Genomic DNA, 20,374 nt, shown 5'->3' with positions numbered 1-20,374 from the left:
TACCGGTCAGACGTCTCCGGGCTTGGGCCCCGCGGATGCCGCCGCTGCCTTGCCCCTGGCGGAGGCGGTCGCCTTGGCGGTCGGCGCGGGCGCCGCCGCCGGAGGGGCGGCCGGAGCAGGGTCGGCGGGAGCGTCGAGACGGGGCCCGACTCCCAGCTTCTCCTTGATCTTCTTTTCGATCTCGTTGGCGATGTCGGGGTGCCCCTTGAGGAAGTTGCGCGCGTTCTCCTTGCCCTGGCCGAGCTGGTCGCCCTCGTAGGTGTACCAGGCTCCGGACTTGCGGACGAAGCCGTGCTCGACGCCCATGTCGATCAGGCCGCCCTCGCGGGAGATGCCCATGCCGTAGAGGATGTCGAAGTCGGCCTGGCGGAAGGGCGGGGCCATCTTGTTCTTGACGACCTTCACCCGCGTGCGGTTGCCGACCGGCTCGGTGCCGTCCTTGAGGGTCTCGATGCGCCGCACGTCGAGGCGGACCGAGGCGTAGAACTTCAGCGCCTTGCCGCCGGTCGTGGTCTCGGGCGAGCCGAACATGACGCCGATCTTCTCGCGGAGCTGGTTGATGAAGATCGCCGTGGTGCCGGTGTTGTTCAGGGCGCCGGCGACCTTGCGCAGCGCCTGCGACATGAGGCGGGCCTGCAGGCCGACGTGGCTGTCGCCCATCTCGCCCTCGATCTCGGCCTTCGGCACGAGGGCCGCGACCGAGTCGATGACGATGAGGTCTACCGCCCCGGAGCGGATCAGCATGTCGGCGATCTCCAGCGCCTGCTCACCGGTGTCGGGCTGGGAGACCAGCAGGGCGTCGGTGTCGACGCCGAGCTTCCTGGCGTATTCGGGGTCGAGCGCGTGTTCGGCGTCGATGAAGGCGGCGATGCCGCCCGCGCGCTGGGCGTTGGCCACAGCGTGCAAGGCGACCGTGGTCTTACCGCTGGACTCGGGGCCGTAGACCTCGACGATGCGGCCGCGGGGGAAGCCGCCGATGCCCAGGGCCACGTCGAGGGCGATGGAACCGGTCGGAATCACCTCGACCGGGGGACGTGTGTCGTCGCCGAGGCGCATGACCGAGCCCTTGCCGAACTGGCGCTCGATCTGAGCGAGCGCCGTCTCAAGGGCCTTCTCGCGGTCATTGGCTGCCATGGATGCCCCCTGGGAGGGTGTCGTGGTCTGTCGTTTCCGTCGCGTGCAAGCTACGCGGCGCCACCGACATTTTCCGGTGTCGGCCGGAGTCGGCGGGTCCCAATATAGCCGAACGGCTGTTCGATCGCTTGTGAAACACGTGTCATACCCCAACCCTCAGGCGACATTCTCGGGCATTCTTCTCGGACTGTTGTCACCATGCTGACCTGGGGTGATCCTGGAGACAGCCGACCCCGAGGTGACCAGTGACAAGCACGTTCGCTGAGCAACGCCGCGCCCACCTGGAAAAGCTCGCTGCACGGCTGCCCGATCGCGGGCTGGTCGGCAGGATGATCGGAAGCAGTGATCCGGTGCTGTGGATCTGGCATCCCCGCACGACCAGACAGACCATCGTGTTCGCCACGCCGTCCCAGGACGGGTGGATGTTCCTGTGGTCTCCGGGGGGCCAGGAAAGGGCCGATTCTCCCGACGAGACCGCGGACCTGGTCGAGAAGCTGTTGTCCGCGCCGCAGTGAGCGGTGGTCAGTGGTGACGGTGGCGACGGCGGAGGCTCAGTGAAGCTTGGAGTCGACGTCGGTCACCTTGCACACGGCACGCCACACGGTCTTGGCGGCCACGCCGTCGGACAGTGCCTGGGTGACGGTGCGCCCGCCCAGTTCCGCGATGACGTAGTCACGCGCCCACGACTCGGCGTACGCCTCACCGAAATGCATGCTCATACGGTCCCAGAAATCGGATAGGCGCATCTCCCCAGTATGGGGCAGCCGTGCGGTGCCCCGGCGGTTTGGGCCCCTGGCACGGGCATGCCGTACGGCGGTGCGCGGGTAAACCCGCTCCATGATGCAGTTCCCCCTCATCGGCGCCTTCGTCGCCGCCTCGCTGTGGCTCACTCCCTCGGAGAAGATCGCCCGCCGGGCTCGCAGGCGCACACTCCTCGCCCGGCTCCGCCAGGACGTGCTCGCCGAGAAGGCGGCCCGCTCGGAACGGCGCGACGGCACGGTGCCGCCGCCGAAGCGCGCCCGGCCGCGCCGCCCCAAGCGCTCACGCCGCTGAGTGACGGCAACGCCCCCAGGGCCCACCACAAACCCAGGGCCGCCACGAACGGCGACCCTTTCGTCGCCGGTTCTCTTGGGGCTACTCCGGCCGAATAGGGCCGACCGGTCTGCCATCCCCCTGTCCACGCGGGGGCATCCGTCGGTGCGGGGGTCAGAGGATGCGGGAGCCGTACATTTCACCCAAGGGGTCGGCCAGGAGTTCGATGCGGGCTTCGTCGGGGTCGCGGAAGTAGATGGAGGCTCCGCTTTCCATGTCGTGGGGGACTCCGGCGGCCTCCAGTTTGCCGCGCAGCCGTTCCCAGGTGACCGGGTCGACGGAGAGGGCCACGTGGTGAAGGCCGCCCAGGACCTCGCGGTAGGGGCCGAGGTCGAGGCCGGGGAAGTCGAAGAAGGCCAGCAGGTTGCCGTTGCCGATGTCGAAGAAGAAGTGGCTGGATCCTTTGTAGTCGCGGTTCTCCACGATCTCGGTCAGCGGGAACTCCAGGAGATCCTGGTAGAACGCGATCGTGCGCTCGATGTCGGAAGAGAACAGCGCGACGTGATGCAGGCCGCGCGCGCTGCTCGGGGTGCGGTGGCCGCCCAGGTGGATGGACCTGATCCGGCCGCGGGCCGCTTCGAGCGCCGCGTAGTCGATGCTCATACCCGTCCTGTATCTCCGCGATGATCCCCCTCAATCTCCCACCAAGGCGACATTCTGCTGATCAGGCCGCGATCCGGGCGGGCCGGGGGCCGGCGGGAATTGTCGGTGGCACGGTGCATCATGGGGCCATGACCGCATCGTCGCTCGACCACTTCACCGACCTGACCAGGCGGTGGTTCGCCGGAGCGTTCGCCGCGCCCACCGCGGCGCAGGAGGGTGCCTGGGAGTCGATCGCCCGGGGTGACAACACCCTCGTGGTGGCTCCCACCGGTTCGGGCAAGACGCTGGCGGCGTTCCTGTGGTCGATCGACCGGCTGGCGGCCGAGCAGCTTACCGGCCCCCGAGAGGCAGCGCCGCCGTCGAACCGCGGGAAGGAGCGCGGGAAAGACGGGAAGGCGGCGCGGGGCTGTCGGGTGCTTTATGTGTCGCCGTTGAAGGCGCTGGCCGTCGATGTCGAGCGGAACCTGCGCGCGCCGCTGACCGGCCTGCGCCAAACCGCCGGGCTGTTCGGCCTGCATCCGCCGGAGATCTCGGTGGCGATCCGCTCCGGCGACACCCAGTCGGAAGACCGCCGCCGGTTCGCGGCCCGGCCGTCCGACATCCTGATCACCACTCCCGAGTCGCTGTTCCTGCTGCTCACCAGCCAGGCCAGAGAGGCGCTCGCGACGGTCGAGACGGTCATCGTCGACGAGGTCCACGCGGTGGCCGCCACCAAGCGGGGGGCCCATCTGGCGCTCAGCCTGGAGCGGCTCGACGCGCTGCTCCCCCGGCCCGCGCAGCGGATCGGCCTGTCGGCCACGGTGCGGCCGGTGAGCGAGGTGGCCGCGTTCCTCGGCGGGGCCCGCCCGGCCACGGTGGTGCAGCCGCCGTCCGACAAGGTGATCGCCGTCGATGTGGTCGTCCCGATCGAGGACATGACCGAGCTGGACGGCCCGCCGCGCGGCGCCGCCGTCACGCCCGAGCCCGGCGACGACGAGGAGCTGTGGCGGCCGGAGCCCGAGCCGGGCCGCCGGTCGATCTGGCCGCACGTGGAGGAGCGGCTGCTCGACCTGATCGAGGCGCACCGCTCGACGATCGTGTTCGCCAACTCGCGCCGCCTGGCCGAGCGGCTGTGCACCCGGCTCAACGAGCTGGCCCACGAGCGGGCGGGCGGCGCACCGCCCGACGCCCGCGGGATGCCGGCCGAGCTGATGGCCCAGGCCGGGTCCACCCAGGGGGTGCCTCCCGACGTGGTGCGGGCCCACCACGGGTCGGTGTCCAAGCAGGAGCGGGCGCAGATCGAGGAGGCGCTGAAGTCGGGGCGGCTGCCCGCCGTGGTGGCCACCTCCAGCCTGGAGCTGGGCATCGACATGGGCTCGGTCGAGATGGTGGCGTGCGTGGAGGCCCCGCCCAGCGTGGCCAGCGGCCTGCAGCGGATCGGCAGGGCGGGGCACCAGGTCGGCGCGGTGTCGCACGGCGTGATCTTCCCGAAGTACCGGGGCGACCTGGTGCAGACGGCCGTGGTGGCCGAGCGGATGAAGTCCGGGAGCATCGAGGAGCTGCGCTATCCGCGCAATCCGCTCGACGTGCTGGCCCAGCAGATCGTGGCGATGACCGCGATGGACGAGTGGACGGTCGACGAGCTGGAGACCGTGGTGAAGCGGGCCGCGCCCTACGCCACGCTGCCGCGCACCGCGCTGGAGGCGACCCTCGACATGCTGGCGGGGCGCTATCCCAGCGAGGAGTTCGCCGAGCTGCGCCCGCGCGTCGTGTGGGATCGGGTCACCGGCACGCTGCGCGGCCGTCCGGGGTCCCAGCGGCTGGCGGTCACCAACGGCGGCACGATCCCCGACCGGGGGCTGTTCGGAGTCTTCCTGGTCGGTGAGAAGGCGTCCAGGGTGGGCGAGCTCGACGAGGAGATGGTCTACGAGTCCCGGGTGGGCGACGTCTTCGTGCTGGGCGCGACCTCCTGGCGGATCGAGGACATCACGACCGACCGGGTGCTGGTCTCCCCCGCCGCCGGGCAGCCGGGCAAGCTGCCGTTCTGGCACGGCGACACGGCGGGCAGGCCCGCCGAGCTGGGTCACGCCATCGGCGAGTTCCTGCGGGCCATGTCGCAGGGCGGGGGCGGCGAGCGGGTCAGGGCCGCGGGGCTCGACGAGTTCGCCGCCGCCAACCTGCTCTCCTATCTCGACGAGCAGCGTGCGGCCACCGGATACGTCCCCGACGACCGCACCCTGCTGGTCGAGCGGTTCCATGACGAGCTGGGCGACTGGCGGGTGGTCGTCCACTCCCCGTACGGCGCGCGCGTCCACGCCCCGTGGGCGCTGGCCATCGGACGGCGGCTGCGTGAGCGGTACGGCACCGACGTGCAGGCCGTCCACTCCGACGACGGCATCGTGCTGCGCGTCCCCGACACCTTCGAGGGCGCGCCGTCCGACGTCGCGGCCTTCGACGCGGAGGAGATCGAGCGGATCGTCGTGGAGGAGCTGGGCGGCTCGGCGCTGTTCGCCTCCCGGTTCCGCGAGTGCGCGGGGCGGTCGCTGCTGCTGCCCAGGCGTTCGCCGGGCAGGCGCACCCCGCTGTGGCAGCAGCGGCAGCGGGCCGCGCACCTGCTGGGCGTGGCGAGTTCCTACGGCTCCTTCCCGGTGGTGCTGGAGACGATGCGCGAGTGCCTGCAGGACGTCTTCGACGTCCCGGGCCTGGTGCGGCTGATGCGCGACATCGCGGCCCGCAAGGTGCGGGTGGTGGAGGTGGAGACCTCCCAGGCCTCGCCGTTCGCGGCGTCGCTGCTGTTCAACTTCGTCGGCGCGTTCATGTACGAGGGCGACGCGCCGCTGGCCGAGCGCCGCGCGCAGGCCCTGGCGCTCGACACGAGCCTGCTGGCCGAGCTGCTGGGCCAGGCCGACCTGCGCGAGCTGCTCGATCCCGACGTGATCGCCGACACCGAGCGGGAGCTGGCCCGGCTCGGCCGCCCGCTCCGCGACGCGGAGGATCTCGCCGACCTGCTGCGTTCGCACGGCCCGCTGCCGGCCGACGACGTGCGGGTGCGCGAGGGCGACCCGTCCTGGCTCGACGACCTGGAGCGCGAGCGGCGGGCCATCCGGGTGCGGGTGGCCGGTGCGGAGCAGTGGGCGGCGATCGAGGACGCGGGCCGGTTGCGCGACGCGCTGGGCGCGCCGCTGCCGGTGGGGGTGCCGGTGGCGTTCCTCGAACCGGTGGCCGATCCGCTCGGCGACCTGGTGGCGCGGCACGCGCGCACCCGCGGGCCGTTCGCCGCGGCCACGGCGGCGGCCAGGTTCGGGCTCGGGGTGGCCGTGGTGAAAGACGCGCTGACCAGGCTGGCGGCGTCCGGCCGGGTGGTGAGCGGCGAGTTCCGTCCGGGCGGCCGGGGCGAGGAGTGGTGCGACGCGGGCGTGCTGCGCATGCTGCGCCGCCGGTCGCTCGCCCGGCTGCGCAAGGAGGTGGAGCCGGTCCCGCCCGAGACCCTCGCGGCGTTCTCCACGGCCTGGCACGGCATCAGCGGCCCTGCGCGTGCTCAGGAGGCTCGCGCCAAGAGCGAGCAGGGGCCGGGCCGGGCGATGGACGCGCTGGTGAGCGCGATCGAGCAGCTTCAGGGCGCGGCGGTGCCCGCCTCGTCGCTGGAGACGCTGGTCCTGCCGTCGCGCGTGCCGGGATACTCCCCCGCGCTGCTCGACGAGCTGACGGCGTCGGGCGAGGTCATCTGGGCGGGGCAGGGCTCCCTGCCGGGCGGCGACGGCTGGGTGTCGCTCTACTTCGCCGACACCGCGCCGTTGCTGCTGCCGGAGCCGGCCGAGATCACCCTCACTCCCGTCCACGAGCAGGTGCTGGCCGCGCTCGCCGGTGGCGGCGCGGTCTTCTTCCGCGAGCTGGCGGGGCGGGTGTTCTCCGCCGCGCTGCCCGGCGGGGCCGAGACCGTGCCCGACGACGCGACGCTGTCCAACGCGTTGTGGGACCTCGTGTGGAGCGGGCGCGTGACCGGTGACACGCTCGCGCCGCTGCGGGCGGTGCTCGGCACGGGGCGTCCGGCGCATCGCCCGGCGGGCACCCGCAGGCGGCGGGCCGTGCTGCCCACCCGCAGCGGGCCGCCGACCGTCGGCGGCCGGTGGTGGTCGCTGCCCGCGCCGTCGCAGGACGCCACGCAACGGGCCCAGGCGCAGGCGGAGGTGCTGCTCGAACGCCACGGAGTGGTGACCAGGGGCGCGGTGGCCGGGGAGCGCCTGCCTGGCGGCTACTCGGCCGTCTACCAGGTGCTTCGCGCATATGAGGAGAGCGGGCGGTGCCGCCGGGGCTACTTCGTGGAGGGCCTGGGCGGGGCGCAGTTCGCGCTGCCCGGCGCGGTCGATCGGATGCGGGCGCTGGCGCCGGGGGCGGCCCGCCGCGCCCCGGCCGGGGGCGACGACGGCTCGCCGCGCGCGGTGGTGCTGGCCGCCGCCGACCCGGCCAGCCCGTACGGCGCGGCGCTGCCGTGGCCCGCGCGCCCCGGCGAGGCGACCCACAAGCCGGGACGCAAGGCGGGCTCACTGGTGGCGCTGGTCGATGGGCGGCTGGTGCTGTACGTCGAGCGCGGCGGCAAGACGTTGCTGTCGTTCGCCGACGACGAGCGGGTGCAGCCGGCGGTGGACGCGCTGGCGCTCGCCGTCCGCGACGGCGCGCTCGGCAAGCTCACCGTCGAACGCGCCGACGGCACGTCCATCAACGACTCCCCGCTGGCGGCGGCCCTGGAGGCGGCGGGGTTCCACCCCACCCCGCGCGGCCTGCGGCTGCGCGCCTGACCCGCGAGGGTCAGGACTGGGTGGCGGTGATGAGGTCGTCCACGACGTCGCTGAGGCTGGCGCGCCGGGCGAAGGCCCGGCGCTGCCGGGTCTCGCCGGTGCCGCGGGCCAGCAGGTCGGCCATGCCTTCGCTGAGCATCGGCAGGTCGCCGATCTCGGCGAGCGCGGGCCGCACGTGGTCGAACAGGCGGCGGGCGAGCACGGCCGACGGGGTGAGCACGCCGGTGCGCACGTCGAGGCCGTGGCCGCGCAGGCCGTCACGGGCGGCCCGCCAGTAGGCGGCGCGCAGCAACTGGCCCGCGATCGGCGGCCCCGGGTCGCCGCGTGCGACGGCGGTGAGCGCGGTGACCACCAGCCCCCGCACCAGCCCGATGATCGTGGTGCTGTCGCACGGGGCCAGTGGCACGTCGGCGACCCGGATCTCGACGGTCGGCAGGCGCGGCGAGGGGCGCACGTCCCAGAAGACGGTGCGCTCGTCCATGAGCGCGCCCGACTCCAGCAGCGCGGAGACGACCTGCTGGTAGTCGAGGTAGGACGAGAAGTACGGCGGTGCCCCGGACACCGGCCACCGCCCCCAGCACATGACCCGCCAGGAGGCGTATCCCGTGTCACGCCCGGCGAAGAAGGGCGAGTTGGCGGCCAGCGTGATCAGCGTGGGCAGCCAGGGCCGCAGGTGGTTGGCCACCAGCACGGCGTGCTCCGGGTCGGGCACGTCCACGTGGACGTGCAGCGCGCAGATGCTGATCTCGTCGTTGAGCGCGCGGTAGACGAGATCGCCCCGCTGGTAGCGCTCGCCGACGCTGATCGGCGGTGGCACGACCGACCCGAGCACGGGCAGGCCGCTGGCCACCACGGCGAGCCCACACGACCCGGCCGCCTCGGCGACCTGCCGCCGGGCGGCGCGCAGCCGTCCGGCCAGGTCGTCGAGGTCGGCCGTGGGCCGGGTGCGGACCTCCACCTGCAGGCGTGTCATCTCCTGGGTCACGTCGCCGCCGAGCACGGGCTCGGCGGCGCGCAGGACGTCCTCGGCTCTGGGCACGGCGTGCCTGGTCCGGGGATCGACGACCAGGTATTCCTCTTCGATTCCAAGCAGCGGAAGGGCCTCGATCATCAGCGGGGACCTCTCGGCGGGAGGGAGGATCACCAAAGGTTTTCCCGCCATAACCGCCTTCTATGGCACGGATACCCGCTTTTGCTCCTCGGCGGATGTCAGCCCGTGGGCGCGGCCTTCGAGGACGGCGAGGCCGACCAGGTCGTCGGGCAGCGCGTCCGGCACGTGGGTGTCGAACCTGGACAGGGCGCGCACCCGCAGCGCGATGAGCACGAGCACCGCGATGCCGAGCCCGAGCACCAGGTACATCAGCCCGATGCCGCGTCCGGGGCCGGTGCCGATCACCGCGCCAACGGTGTCCGCCAGCGGGCCGCCCGGGGCGAGCAGCGGTTCGAACAGCGCCGTGCCGTACGGCGCGACCAGGCCGAACCCGACCGGCAGAGTGGACCAGGCGATCATCTGGTTGATCGCCATGACCCGGCCGTGGAACCGCTGGGGCACCTTGACCTGCAGCAGCGTGGCGTAGACGCCGTTGAGTACGGCGAGCCAGTACGACATGCCGAACGCGCCCACCGCGATCACGATGAGGCTGTCCACGACCCCGGTGGCCAGGCAGAACACGGCCAGCGCCAGACCGGCCAGCAGCATTCCGCGCATCCGCATCCGCCGCGGCCCGCCCCACACGGCCACGGTGAGGCCGCCGAGCAGCGCGCCGAGGCCGCCCGCGAACGACACCCGCCCGACGTCCTGGAGGGTGGCGAACGCCAGCACCAGCGGGGTCAGCAGCAGGAACAGCGGCGAGAGCAGCAGGTTGAACAGGGCGAAGAAGGCGAGCATGCCGCGGAAGCCCCGGTGGCCCCAGGAGTAGCGGAACCCGCCGACCATCTCCGCCATGACCGTCTCGCGGCGGCGGGCCGCCATGGTGGCGGGGAACGGGGTGAGCAGCAGCACGGCGATGGCCAGCGAGTAGCCGACGACGTCGAGGACGAGGATGCCCTCCAGGCCGATCACCGCCATCATCGCCGCCGCCACGAGCGGCACCATGAGCTGCGCGGTGCCGGTGGCGGTCTGCACGATGCCGTTGGCGTGGCCGAGGAAGCGCTTGGGCACCAGTTGCGGGATCGCCGACTGGTAGGCCAGCCGCTGGAAGGCCAGCGCCAGCGACAGCACCGCCAGCAGCGGGTAGATCTGCCATATTCGCAGGTTGCCCGTCCACAGCAGGGCGCCGAGGCCGAGCTGGACGCCACCGGCGGCGACGTTCGCGGCGAGCAGCACGCGCCTGCGGTCGTAGCGGTCCACGATCGCCCCGGCGAGGGGGGCGATGAGCAGGCCGGGCAGCAGCGCGATCACCGCGAACAGCGCGTAGCCGACCAGGGATCCGGTGGTCTGGAGGATCCAGATCGGCACGGCGAACTCGGTCAGCGCGGCGCCGAGGATCGACGCGAGCTGCCCGAGGGCGACCAGGGAGAACCGCCGCATGCTGGGCTGCGGCCCCGGCCGCGCCGCCACACGCGGCGGATCAACGGGAGGAGAGGCAGGAGAAGCGACGGTCCCCTGCCACGCCGGCAGCCGCACCCCCACCGCCTCGTCCGCCGGGACGGCGGGAGATCGGGTCTCCGCCGAGGTCGAGACGCCCTCGACCCACCAGGTCGGAGTGGCCGGTCGGTCGTCCGTGGTGAGCGAGGGGTGGACCGTGGTGAGGATCTGGGCGAGTTCCGCCGAGCGGTACTTCAGGAAGAAGTGGTTCGCCTCGTCCAGCACGACCAGGCCCACGGTGCTCGCGACCAGGTGCCACTCGGGGTAGCGCTCCTGGTAGAACTCCATCGCCGGGTCGCGTTCGCCCGCGACCGAGACGACCGGGGCGCGCAGCGGGGGGATGCCCTCCTCGAACAGGCGCGTGAAGTAGCGCTCGGCCTCCTCGGTGCTCTGGCGCCGGTTCTCGATGATCATCCGGAGCTGCTCGGGGGCCAGTTCGTCCACGTCGAGGCCGGAGGCGCGCAGCGCGTTGGCCCAGAAGCGGTCGCTGCGCAGGCGTTCCATGCGGGTGATCATCCGGCCGAACCAGCTCGACGGGCGGGAGAACGGGAAGATCCCGCCGAGGTAGACGGCCTCCACCGTGCGGCCGGCCGCCTCCAGGCGGCGGGTGATCTCCACGGTGAGGGTGACGCCGAGCCCGCAGTGGCCATAGAGCACCAGCGGGCCCTCGACGGTGGCCATGATCTCGGCCACGCACCGCTCGGCCACCTCGTCGGACGGCCGGGCCTCCTCGCCCAGCTCGTTGCCGGGGACCGACACCGAGTACAGCGCCCAGTCCTCCGGGAGGGCGTCGGCGAGCGGCTGGTAGATGACCGCGCTGCCTCCGCCGTACGGCACGCACACCGCCGACGCGGCCGTCCGCCGTCCGGCGGGGGTGAGCCGGTGCAGCAGCCGGTCGGAGCTGCCGGTCGCGCCGGCCTCCATGACCCTGGCCAGTTCCCGCACGTTGGGGTGCTTGAAGACGTCCAGGATGGTGGGCTGCCGCCCGCCCGGCGGTACGGCGTGCCGCAGCCGGGCGACGAGCTGCGCGGCGAGCAGCGAGTGCCCGCCGAGGTCGAAGAAGTCGTCCATGACCCCGACCGCCGACAGCGAGAGGACACCCGCCCAGATGGCGGCGACGGCCTCCTCCAGCGGCGTCTCCGGCGCGGCGAAACCCGCCTCCTGGTCGGGACGGTCGTCGTCGGGCTCGGGGAGCGCGGCGCGGTCCACCTTCCCGTGCGACTTCAGCGGCAGTTCGTCCAGCCAGACGTAACGGGCGGGGATCATGTAGTCGGGCAACCGGTCGGCCAGGCCGCCGCGCAGCTCGCTGACGCTGATCCGGGCCCCGACCAGGTAGGCCACCAGCCGGTCGCCGCGCGCCTCCACGACGGCCTGGTCGATGCCGTCCACCGCCTCCAGCACGGCCTCGATCTCGGGCAGTTCCACCCGGTAGCCGCGCACCTTGACCTGGAGGTCGCGGCGGCCGAGGAAGTGCAGGTCGCCCTCGGGCGACCAGCGGCCGATGTCGCCGGTGCGGTACATCCGCGCGCCGGGCTCGCCGTAAGGGTCGGGCAGGAAGCGTTCGGCGGTGAGGCCGGGCCGTCCCAGGTATCCCCGGGCCAGGCGGTCGCCGCCCAGGTAGACCTCGCCGGGCACGCCGATCGGGGCGGGCGACAGGTGCTCGTCCAGGACGTACACCCGCGCGCCGGGCAGCGGGCGGCCGATGGGCAGCATGCCCGCGGCGTCCTGGGTGCCCTCGGACACGGCGTAGGTGGTGATGCCGACGGTGGCCTCGGTCGGGCCGTAGTGGTTGACCACCTGGCAGGACGCGGTGAGACCGCCCGCCCATCCGGCCCGGGACGCCTCGCCGCCGAGCACGAGGGTCCGGCGGGGCAGCAGGTCGGCGCCGGGCGCCTCGGCCTGGAGCGAGGCCAGGTGCGAGGGGGTGATCTTGAGGTAGTCGGTGCGGCGGAACCGCTCGGACAGCTCGGCGGCGGGCGTGCGCGGCGAGACCAGGTGCAGCGTTCCACCGGTCAGCAGCGACAGGTAGAAGATGGTGACGCCGAAGTCGAACGACAGCGACTGGGCCAGCGTGTAGTCGGCGCCGAACGGCACGTCCAGGCGGCGGCGCACGCCCTCCAGGTAGTTGACCACCTGGCGGTGCTGCACGCCCACGCCCTTGGGGCGTCCGGTGGTGCCGGAGGTGTAGATCACGTAGGCCAGATCGTCGGGCGATCCGGCGATCAGCGGCAGCGGTTCGCCCTCCGCGAGGGGGTCGCCGTCCAGCAGGATCGTGGGGCCGGTGAGCCGGTCGGTGTGCTCGGCCACGGTGATGACGGTGCGGGCCTGGCCGTCGCCGATCATGTAGGCCAGGCGTTCGGCGGGCTGGGCGGGATCGAGCGGAATGTAGGCGCCGCCCGCACGGAGCACGCCGAGCACGGCGACCGCCAGGTCGGCGGACTGGTCCAGGCACACCCCGACGCGCACGTCCGGGCCCACGCCCTCGGCGCGCAGGAGGGCGGCGAGCCGTCCGGAGCGCCGGTCGAGCTCTGCGTAGGTGAGACGTTCCGTGCCGCACACGATGGCGGTCGCGCCGGGGGTGGCGGCGGCCTGCGCGGCGACGAGTTCCTGCAGGGTGCCGGACGCCGTGGGCGGGGGCTCGGGTGAGACGGTGAAGGCGGCGAGCGCCGCGCTCTCCCGCTCGGTGAGCAGGCCGAGCCGGGACACCCGGGTGTCGGGGGCGTCGGTGGCCGAGTGGAGCAGCCGGGCGTACCGCTCGGCCATCCGCTCGACGGTGCCGGGCAGGAACAGGTCGCTGTTGTAGACGATGTAGCCGGTCATGCCGTCCGGCGTCTCGTGCAGGTAGAACGACAGGTCGAAGCGGGAAGCGGCAGGCGGCAGCGTCAGCCCGGCGACCTCGTAGCCGGGTACGGCGAGCGCCGCCCCCGCCCCGTAGTTCTGCAGCGCGAACATCACCTGGAACAGCGGCGTGCGGCTCACGTCGCGGGCCACGTTCAGCTCGGTGACCAGCCGGTCGAACGGCAGCGTTTGGTGGGCGTATGCGTCCAGGGCGGTCTCGCGGGTGCGGTCCAGCAGTTCCCCGAATCCTGGGTCGCCCGCGAGGTCGGCCCGCAGCACCAGGGTGTTGACGAACATGCCGACCGCCGCGTCGAGTTCGGGGACGTCGCGCCCGGCGACCGGCGACCCGACGGCGAAGTCCGTCTGCCCGCTGTGCCTGGCCAGCAGCACGTGCAGCGCGGCCAGCAGCACCATGTACGGCGTGGCGCCGCGCTCGGCGGCCAGCCCGCGCACCCGCGCGGCCAGGTCCGCGTCGATCCGGAACTCGTGGCCCGCGCCCGCGCTGCTCTGCTCGGCCGGGCGGGACAGGTCGGTGGGCAGGTCGAGGGCGGGCAGGCCGTCCAGCCGATCGCGCCAGTAACCCAGTTCGCCCCCGTGGTCCCTGGCCCGTTCCCACAACGCGTAGTCGCCGTACTGGGCGCCGGGCTCCTCCAGCGCGCCGCCGCCGCACAGCGTGAGGACCTCGCGCAGGATCACGTCGGCCGACCAGCCGTCGGCCACGATGTGGTGGACGGCCAGCACCAGCAGGTGATCGCCGGGCGCGATGGTGATCAGCGCGGCTCGCCACAGCGGGCCGCCCGCCAGGTCGAACGTGCGGGCCAGCAGCTCCGCGCCGATCGCGTGGGCGCCGGCCTCGTCCACCGCCTCGGTGACCACCAGTTCCACCCGGGGCTGGGGGTCGATCACGACGCCGGGACGCCCGTCGTCGTCGGTCGGGAAGCGCATGCGCAGCGACTCGTGGCGGTCGGCGACCCCGGCCAGCGCCGCTTCCAGCGTGGGTCCATCCAGGTGGCCGCGCACCCGCACGACCAGCGGGATCGTGTAGGCGGCGGTCCCCGGCCGGTACTGCTCAAGGAACCACAGCCGCTCCTGGGCCGGGGTCGGCGGCGGTTCCGTGCCGGGTTCGCGGGGGTCGATCGCGCGGACCTTGGTCCGCCGCCGGAGCCGCTGGGCCAGCACCGCCTTCTTGTCCGGCGAGAGGGTGGTCACGTGGTCTCCGGGTGTTCGATGATCCGCTTCAGGGCGCGCATGTAGAGGGCGGCGTCGCGACCGTTGACCAGGCGGTGGTCGTAGGCGATGCCGATGGCGGCGAAGCCGTCCTCGCCGGGCGGGGTGACCGCGAGCGCGCAGGCCGTGCCGGGCAGCACGTAGGGGATGGCGAGCAGCACCTCGGGCTCGGTGTGCAGGGTGACCACCATGCCCGCGCCGGTCAGGTCACTCTCGCTGAACTCGCCTCCGGCGGCGGCCACCCGGTACTTCATCAGCAGGGTGGACACCTCCTTGACGCTCAGCCGGACCGCGTCGTGGACGACCGGCACGAACAGGCCCTCCCCGACGTCAACGGTGACGCCGATGTCGGCCGTGGCGGGGACGTCGGCGGCCGAGCCGTCGGGGGTGAGGGTGGCGAAGAACATCGGGAACCCGGCGTGGGTCCTGGCGACCGCCATCACGAACAGTTCGGCCACGCCGACCGGGCGGCGGATCTCCCTGGTCAGGCGGCCGGCGTTGGCCAGGAGGGGGCGCAGGTCCATCCGGACGGCGGTGTAGGCGGCGGGGATGGTGCGGTGGGAGGTCTCGACGGCCCGTCCCACGGCCCGCTGCACCTTGGAAAGCGGTCGCCGCTCGACCCCGGCGGGCACCCCTTCGGGGGCGGGGGCCTGGCCGGGCTCGGCGGTCGCGGCGAGCCGTTCGATGTCGTCGCGGCGGACCACGGCGACCCCGAGGGCGCGGACCGCGTCCTCGGTGACGCCGAGTTCGGTCATCAGGGCGCGGGCGGGCTCGGTGATGAGCGGGCCGTCGGCCGCGTCGTCGCCGGCCGGCCGTCCGGGAGCGGGAGCCTGGGCCGGGACGGCGGGCTCGGCCGTCGCGGTGATGCGGGCGATGGACTGCGTCGGGCGGCACCACGCGCCCGCCGGGACGCTGTGGTGCAGGTGACCGCTCTCCGCGGCGGTGAGCTCCTCCGCGGCCTTGGAGGTCTCGACGACCACGACCGGGTCACCGGTCCGGATCGCCGCCCCGTCCTCCACGAGCCATTCGACCAGGAGATATTCGGCGTCGTTGTTGTTGAGCTTTGGTACGCGGATGTCAGCCACGCAGGGCCTTTCTGATGGCGTGGTGGATCGAGGACTCGCTCACCAGCACCCTTTCCTCAAGGTGGGACGCGGTGGGGATCACCGACGCGTCGGTGTGGACCAGCTCGACGGGGCGGGACAGCCGCCCCCACAGGCGGCTGTGCAGCACGTGGGCGACCTCGGCCCCCCAGGTGCCGCCCGCCGTGCTCTCCTCGACCACGAAGACGGCCCGCGCCGAGGCGGCGGACTCGGGGAAGTCGAAGGGGTAGAGCCGCGAGGGCACCAGCAGGGTGGCGGTGATCTCGTCCTGTAGCAACAGGGCGCGCATGGCGGCGAGCGCCCGATGGGCGGTGCCGCCGGTGGCCACGATCACGCAGTCCGGCTCGCCGCCACCGGGCAGCGAGACGGTGGCGAAGCCGCCCGCCTCCTCCGGCGGGGTCAGCCGGAAGGGCGCGACCTGCGGGAACATCGGCCGGGTGTAGAGGATCTTGTCCTCGAACAGGACGCAGGGCTCGCCACGGTCGAGCATCTCGGTGAACACCGCGCGGTTGTCGTGGAACGGGGAGACCTCGTACAGGGCCAGGCCGGGCACGCCGATCAGGTGTTTCTGCGGGCTCTGGCTGTGCGTGGGGCCGTAGCCGCGCCCGCCGCCGCTGGGGCAGCGCACGATCATGCGCATGGGAAGGCGCTTGCCGTACATGGTCACCGATTTGGCGGCGAAGTTGACGATCTGGTCGAAGGCCAGCGTGACGAAGTCGCCGAACATGATCTCCACGACGGCGGTGTCCCCGGCCAGGGCGAGCCCGGCGGCCATGCCGGTGATCGCGCCCTCGCTGATCGGGGTGCCGAGGACCCGGCCGGGGAACTTGCCCGACAGGCCGCGGGTGATCTTGAAGGCGCCGCCGTACGGGTCGAGCACGTCCTCGCCGAGCAGGTAGGCGCGCGGGTCGCGGTCCAGCAGGTCGTGCAGGGCCGCGTTGAGGTCGTCGGCTACGCGCACGCTGCCCGCCCCGAGGACGGCGGGCGCGCGGCGACCTCCGCCGCGACGGCCGCCACGTAGTCGCGCTGCTCGGCCTCCAGCCGGTGCAGCGTGCCGGGATCGTCGGCCGCGTAGCGGTGGTACCAGTCGCCCGCGAGCGCCTCCCGCAGCGCCTGTTCGTCGCGGGTGTCGTCGCCCTTGCTGTGCGGGCCGATCCGGTGGGTGCGGAACTCCAGCACCAGCGGCCCGCGCCCGGCGCGGACCCCCTCGACCGCCGCCGCGAAGCCGTCCCTGATCTCGGTCACGTCGGTCGAGCCGGTGAAGTGGTGGCGGATGCCGAAGGCGGCGGCGCGCCCGGCCACGGTCCCGGCCATGTGCGCGCCGGTGGGCGTGGACTGGGCGATTCCGTTGTTCTCCACCACGACGACCAGCGGCAGCCGCCACAGCGCGGCGATGTTGAACGCCTCGTAGAGCGCTCCCTCGCCGAACGTGCCGTCACCGATGTAGGCCCACGCGACGGCCCCCGGGTCAGTGCGGGACAGGTGCAGCGCGACCCCGGCCGCGACGGGCAGGCTCTCGCCCTGCACGCCGGTGGACAGGTAGCGGTCGCGGTGGATGTGCTGGCTGCCGCCCACTCCCCCGCAGATCGCGCCCTCGCGGCCCATGATCTCGGCCAGCAGGCCGTGCGCGTCGCGGTAGCGGGCCAGGTAGTGGCCGTGCCCCCGGTGGTTGCTGAAGACGTGGTCGCGGGGCTCCATCAGCGGGGCCAGCGCGACGGGGACGTGCTCCTGCCCCAGGCAGGTGTGCGTGGTCCCGTTGAGCATTCCGGCGGCGAACAGGTCGAGCAGTTTGCGCTCGAAGGCGCGGATCAGCAGCATCAGGCTCAGGTCACCGTCCTCGCCGAGCGGGTACGGCATGCCGCCAGGCGGGCGGTCGAGCAGATCAGTCACGGCCGGCCGCCTGGAGCACACCGGCGATGGTCGGGGTCTCGAAGAACGCGTCGAGCGGCACCTCGATCTTCAGCCGCTTGCGCATCCTGGCGATGATCTGGGTGATGGTCAGCGAGTGCGCGCCCAGGTCGAAGATGTCGTCGTGGTGACCGATGGGCGAGATGCCGAGCACCTCCTCCCAGATCGCGGCGACCTCGTCGGCCAGCGGGTGGGCCGCCGAAGCCGTCTCAGAAGCGGCGGCCGTGGTCTCGCCGGAGGGCGCCTCCTGGACCACCGCCGCGCGGATCTCCAGCAACGCCGACAGCGGAGCCGCCGGGTCGGCCGCGATCCGGTCCAGCAGCGCCCGCAGGTCGGCCGCGACGCGGTCGGCGTCGGGGGTCTCGGACGGGTCGTGCCGCAGCGACGCGGACAGCCCGGCCGGGGTGTCGAGGAACTGGAATTGGAGCGCTCCTCTCACCGCGTGGTTGGAGACCAGCCAGTCCACCGAGGCGTCGAGCCCGGCGAACTCCGGGTCCGCCTCCTCGCGCTTGCGGTAGCTGACCGACACGGGGGCGAGGGCGGCGTGCGGGCGCAGGCCGGGCACGGCGCGGGCGAGCGGGGTGCGCCGGTGCGGGTACAGGGCCCGCAGCTCGGCGCGGACGCCCTGGGCGAAGTCCGCGAACGGCTGGTCGGCGCGGGGGCGGCTGAACAGCGGCAGCTCGTTGACGAAGGAGCCGATCGTGGCGGCGTCGGCGGGACGCCGGGTGCTCAGGTCGATCGCGGTGACGACCTCGGCGTTGCCGTAGGAGTACAGCAGCGCGTGCAGCGCGGCGGTTAGCAGCTCGAACCTGGTCAGGCCGGGCACCGACAGGTCGGCCTCGACCTCGAAGGCGATGGCCCGGCCGTCCGCGGTGCCACGGGAGCGGGCCTCGCTGGACGGCAGTGCCAGCGGCCCCGGCTCGCGCCAGCGGTCCGCCCAGAAGGCGGCGTCCGGCTCGGTCGCGGAGTCCCGGTGCCCGGCCGCCGCCCCCGGCGGCACGTTCCCGTTGTAGAGCGCGGCCAGCTCACCGGCCAGCAGGTCCTTGGACATGCCGTCGAAGACGACGTGATGGGCGACGGCGAGCAGCAGGTGGCGCAGCGGCGACTCGCGAACCAGCGTGAACCGCACCAGCGGCCCGGCCGCCAGGTCGAACGGCTTCGTCACCTCGCGGCGCAGGACGTCGCTCAGCGCCTCGCGCCCGGCCGCGCCGTCCTCGATCTCGGCCACCTCGACGGCGGCGTGCCCCGGCCGCAGGAACGGTAAGCCGTCACGCTCCTCGACGGCACCGGACAGCGCCGGATGCCGCTCCACCACACCGGCGCACGCCTTGATCAGCGCGCCCCGGTCGAGCGGGCCGCGCAGCCTGATCACCACGGGCATGTGGTACGCCGAGCCCGCGCCCAGTCGTTCGTTGATCCACATTCCGTGCTGGACCGCGTCCACGGTCGTCGTAGTCATCGTGCTCCCTCTCGAAGCAGGCGCTTGTCGATCTTGCCTGCGTGGTTGCGCGGCAGGGCCTCCATCAGGAGGACCCGCGCAGGTCGTTCGTGGGGGGCGAGCCGGTCGGCGAGGAAGAGCCGCATCTCCTGTGGGGTGACGGAACCGACGAGCGCCAGTGCGACCGACATGCCGAGAGTCGGGTGCGGCACCCCGAACGCGGCGGCCTCGCGCACGCCGGGGCATTCGTGGGCCGTCTCCTCCACGTGCAGCGTGGAGACCTTGAAGGCGCCGGACTTGATCACGTCGCTCTCGCGGTCAACGAGGTAGAGATAGCCTTCGTCGTCGATGCGGCCGAGGTCGCCCATGCGCACCCAGCCGTCGCGGAACACCGCGCCGCTGGCCCGCTCGTCGCGCCAGTAGGAGCGCGGCGCGGCGGGCGAGCGCAGCCAGACCTCGCCGACCGTGCCTGGGGGCAGCGGCTCGCCCTCGGCGGTGCCGATCCTGACGGTGCCGCCGCCGACGGCCTGCCCGACGCTGCCGGGCCGGTCGGGGTCGTACATCATGATCGTCTGGGCCGGGTACGACTCGGTCGAGGTGTAGTAGTTGACGATCGCCGCGCGCGGGAAGGCGGTGCACAGGCGCGCCGCGACCGGCCCGGGTAAGGGCGCGGCGGCCGAGCCGAGCAGCCGCACGCACGACAGGTCGTGCCGGTCGGCGACCTCTGCCGCCAGCAGTTCCACGGCCATCGCGGGCACCAGGAAGACGGTGCCCGCGTGGTAGTTCTCGATCATCGCCGCGAACCTGCCGGGGGTGAAGCGGGGCAGCGTGACCGTGACGGGGTGCGCGTCCAGGGCGGTGACCAGCATGGTCTGCCCGGCGTTGGTTCCGATCGGGAACGCGTGTGCGAGGTGGGTCGAGTGGGCGAAGGACCGCCTGCGGCCACCGTGCCCGTAGGTGAGGTTGGCGTGGGTCGCGGCGACCCCTTTGGCCCGGCCGGTGGTTCCGGACGTCAGGAGGATCTGCGCGATGTCCCCCGGTGCGGGCGGCTCGGGTTCCGGGCCGCCGGGAAGGGGGAGGTCGCCCGCGCGCAGCACGGTGGTGGCGCCGGCGTGCGACAGTGCGGTGCGGATCTCGCCGTCGGCGAGGCGGTCCGACAGCGGGACGGCCACGGCCCCCGCCGCGGTGACCCCGCAGAAGGCGACGGCGTAGTCGATCCAGTCGCCATTGCCGAAGACGAGCCCGACGCGGTCGCCGCGCCGCACGCCGCGACCGGCGAGCCCCCTGGCCACCTCGGCGGCGCCCCTGGCCCACTCGGCGAAGGTCAGCGCGCCGGAGGTCGCCCCGAACGCGCCGCTGCCGCCGCCGTGGACGATCAGGGCTTCCCGGTCGGGGTCGGCGCTCGCGCGGGCGTGCAGGAGGGCCGGAATGGTGAGGTTCGAGATCGCGCTCATGGAGAGCCCCCGGGCGTCACGTAGCCATCTGTCAACACCGTCTTGACTGTGTCACAGCACGGAATAGTAAGGATTCTTTCTGGAAAGAAACCTTTTCGTTTTGTCGACGGCCGACAGTTAAACATGCCCTCCAATGAGCCGCAACCCCTCGTGAGACGGGGCTTGCGACACCGGCGAGGCCCGTGGAACACTGTCCCCACCCCGGAAACAGTTAA

Annotated in this window: 13 protein-coding genes; 3 read left to right on the top strand and 10 right to left on the bottom strand. The window is 73.0% G+C overall.

Translation table 11 applies throughout. The features are described from left to right. Positions 1-6: 6 nt before the first annotated feature. Entirely contained in the window at positions 7-1,134 is a 1,128-nt protein-coding gene (gene recA / locus P3X83_RS15715) for a recombinase RecA (RefSeq protein ID WP_277305800.1), read from the bottom strand. Positions 1,135-1,379: 245 nt separating this feature from the next. Here recA and P3X83_RS15710 point away from each other — a divergent pair, with 245 nt between their 5' ends. Then, complete coding sequence (locus P3X83_RS15710) at positions 1,380-1,649, top strand: hypothetical protein (RefSeq protein ID WP_277305799.1); 270 nt, start codon at positions 1,380-1,382, stop codon at positions 1,647-1,649. A 36-nt stretch (positions 1,650-1,685) separates the two neighbouring features. Here P3X83_RS15710 and P3X83_RS15705 read toward each other — a convergent pair whose 3' ends face one another. Then, on the bottom strand, positions 1,686-1,880 hold the full coding sequence (locus tag P3X83_RS15705; RefSeq protein ID WP_277305798.1) for a DUF3046 domain-containing protein: 195 nt from the start codon (positions 1,878-1,880) through the stop codon (positions 1,686-1,688). A gap of 91 nt (positions 1,881-1,971) precedes the next feature. Between P3X83_RS15705 and P3X83_RS15700 the strand changes: the two genes are divergently transcribed. After that, on the top strand, positions 1,972-2,187 hold the full coding sequence (locus P3X83_RS15700) for a hypothetical protein (RefSeq protein ID WP_277305797.1): 216 nt from the start codon (positions 1,972-1,974) through the stop codon (positions 2,185-2,187). 153 nt (positions 2,188-2,340) lie between these two features. Here P3X83_RS15700 and P3X83_RS15695 read toward each other — a convergent pair whose 3' ends face one another. After that, entirely contained in the window at positions 2,341-2,829 is a 489-nt protein-coding gene (locus P3X83_RS15695) for a VOC family protein (protein ID WP_277305796.1), read from the bottom strand. A gap of 128 nt (positions 2,830-2,957) precedes the next feature. Here P3X83_RS15695 and P3X83_RS15690 point away from each other — a divergent pair, with 128 nt between their 5' ends. Continuing rightward, positions 2,958-7,604 carry an ATP-dependent helicase gene (locus P3X83_RS15690; RefSeq protein ID WP_277305795.1) on the top strand — a complete coding sequence of 1,549 codons (4,647 nt, stop codon included), beginning with the start codon at positions 2,958-2,960 and terminating at the stop codon, positions 7,602-7,604. 10 nt (positions 7,605-7,614) lie between these two features. Here P3X83_RS15690 and P3X83_RS15685 read toward each other — a convergent pair whose 3' ends face one another. Genes P3X83_RS15685 through P3X83_RS15655 form a run of 7 tightly spaced genes read right to left on the bottom strand, consistent with a single transcriptional unit; the run spans position 7,615 to position 20,159 of the window. Further along, positions 7,615-8,715 (bottom strand): glutamate--cysteine ligase, encoded by a 1,101-nt coding sequence (locus P3X83_RS15685; RefSeq protein WP_277305794.1) that lies wholly within the window; start codon positions 8,713-8,715, stop codon positions 7,615-7,617. A 60-nt stretch (positions 8,716-8,775) separates the two neighbouring features. Then, a complete protein-coding gene (locus P3X83_RS15680) occupies positions 8,776-14,238 on the bottom strand; it encodes a non-ribosomal peptide synthetase/MFS transporter (protein ID WP_277305793.1) in 5,463 nt (1,820 codons plus the stop codon). Beyond that, positions 14,235-15,341, bottom strand: a complete 1,107-nt coding sequence (locus tag P3X83_RS15675; protein WP_277305792.1) for a 2-oxo acid dehydrogenase subunit E2 — start codon at positions 15,339-15,341, stop codon at positions 14,235-14,237. Before P3X83_RS15675 ends, P3X83_RS15680 begins: the two co-directional genes overlap by 4 nt. Beyond that, a complete protein-coding gene (locus P3X83_RS15670; RefSeq protein ID WP_277305791.1) occupies positions 15,334-16,320 on the bottom strand; it encodes a transketolase C-terminal domain-containing protein in 987 nt (328 codons plus the stop codon). The genes P3X83_RS15675 and P3X83_RS15670 overlap by 8 nt, the downstream gene beginning before the upstream one ends. Next, complete coding sequence (locus tag P3X83_RS15665; RefSeq protein ID WP_277305790.1) at positions 16,311-17,249, bottom strand: thiamine pyrophosphate-dependent dehydrogenase E1 component subunit alpha; 939 nt, start codon at positions 17,247-17,249, stop codon at positions 16,311-16,313. Before P3X83_RS15665 ends, P3X83_RS15670 begins: the two co-directional genes overlap by 10 nt. After that, positions 17,242-18,726, bottom strand: coding sequence for a condensation domain-containing protein (locus P3X83_RS15660; protein WP_277305789.1), 1,485 nt, complete (start codon positions 18,724-18,726; stop codon positions 17,242-17,244). Before P3X83_RS15660 ends, P3X83_RS15665 begins: the two co-directional genes overlap by 8 nt. Next, a complete protein-coding gene (locus P3X83_RS15655; RefSeq protein WP_277305788.1) occupies positions 18,723-20,159 on the bottom strand; it encodes a class I adenylate-forming enzyme family protein in 1,437 nt (478 codons plus the stop codon). The genes P3X83_RS15660 and P3X83_RS15655 overlap by 4 nt, the downstream gene beginning before the upstream one ends. Between the last annotated feature and the right edge of the window lie 215 nt (positions 20,160-20,374).

Origin of the sequence: Spongiactinospora sp. TRM90649, assembly GCF_029382225.1 — a bacterium.
Classification (GTDB): domain Bacteria; phylum Actinomycetota; class Actinomycetes; order Streptosporangiales; family Streptosporangiaceae; genus Spongiactinospora.
Note: the sequence above shows the minus strand (reverse complement) of the source record. Positions and strands in the feature narration are given on the sequence as shown.

Bases quoted from the DNA above. Each gene is read 5' to 3' on its own strand.
- P3X83_RS15700 (WP_277305797.1), top strand. From the start codon at position 1,972: ATGATGCAGTTCCCCCTCATCGGCGCCTTCGTCGCCGCCTCGCTGTGG.
- recA (WP_277305800.1), bottom strand. From the start codon at position 1,134: ATGGCAGCCAATGACCGCGAGAAGGCCCTTGAGACGGCGCTCGCTCAG.
- P3X83_RS15655 (WP_277305788.1), bottom strand. From the start codon at position 20,159: ATGAGCGCGATCTCGAACCTCACCATTCCGGCCCTCCTGCACGCCCGC.
- P3X83_RS15695 (WP_277305796.1), bottom strand. From the start codon at position 2,829: ATGAGCATCGACTACGCGGCGCTCGAAGCGGCCCGCGGCCGGATCAGG.
- P3X83_RS15660 (WP_277305789.1), bottom strand. From the start codon at position 18,726: ATGACTACGACGACCGTGGACGCGGTCCAGCACGGAATGTGGATCAAC.
- P3X83_RS15690 (WP_277305795.1), top strand. From the start codon at position 2,958: ATGACCGCATCGTCGCTCGACCACTTCACCGACCTGACCAGGCGGTGG.
- P3X83_RS15705 (WP_277305798.1), bottom strand. From the start codon at position 1,880: ATGCGCCTATCCGATTTCTGGGACCGTATGAGCATGCATTTCGGTGAG.
- P3X83_RS15685 (WP_277305794.1), bottom strand. From the start codon at position 8,715: ATGATCGAGGCCCTTCCGCTGCTTGGAATCGAAGAGGAATACCTGGTC.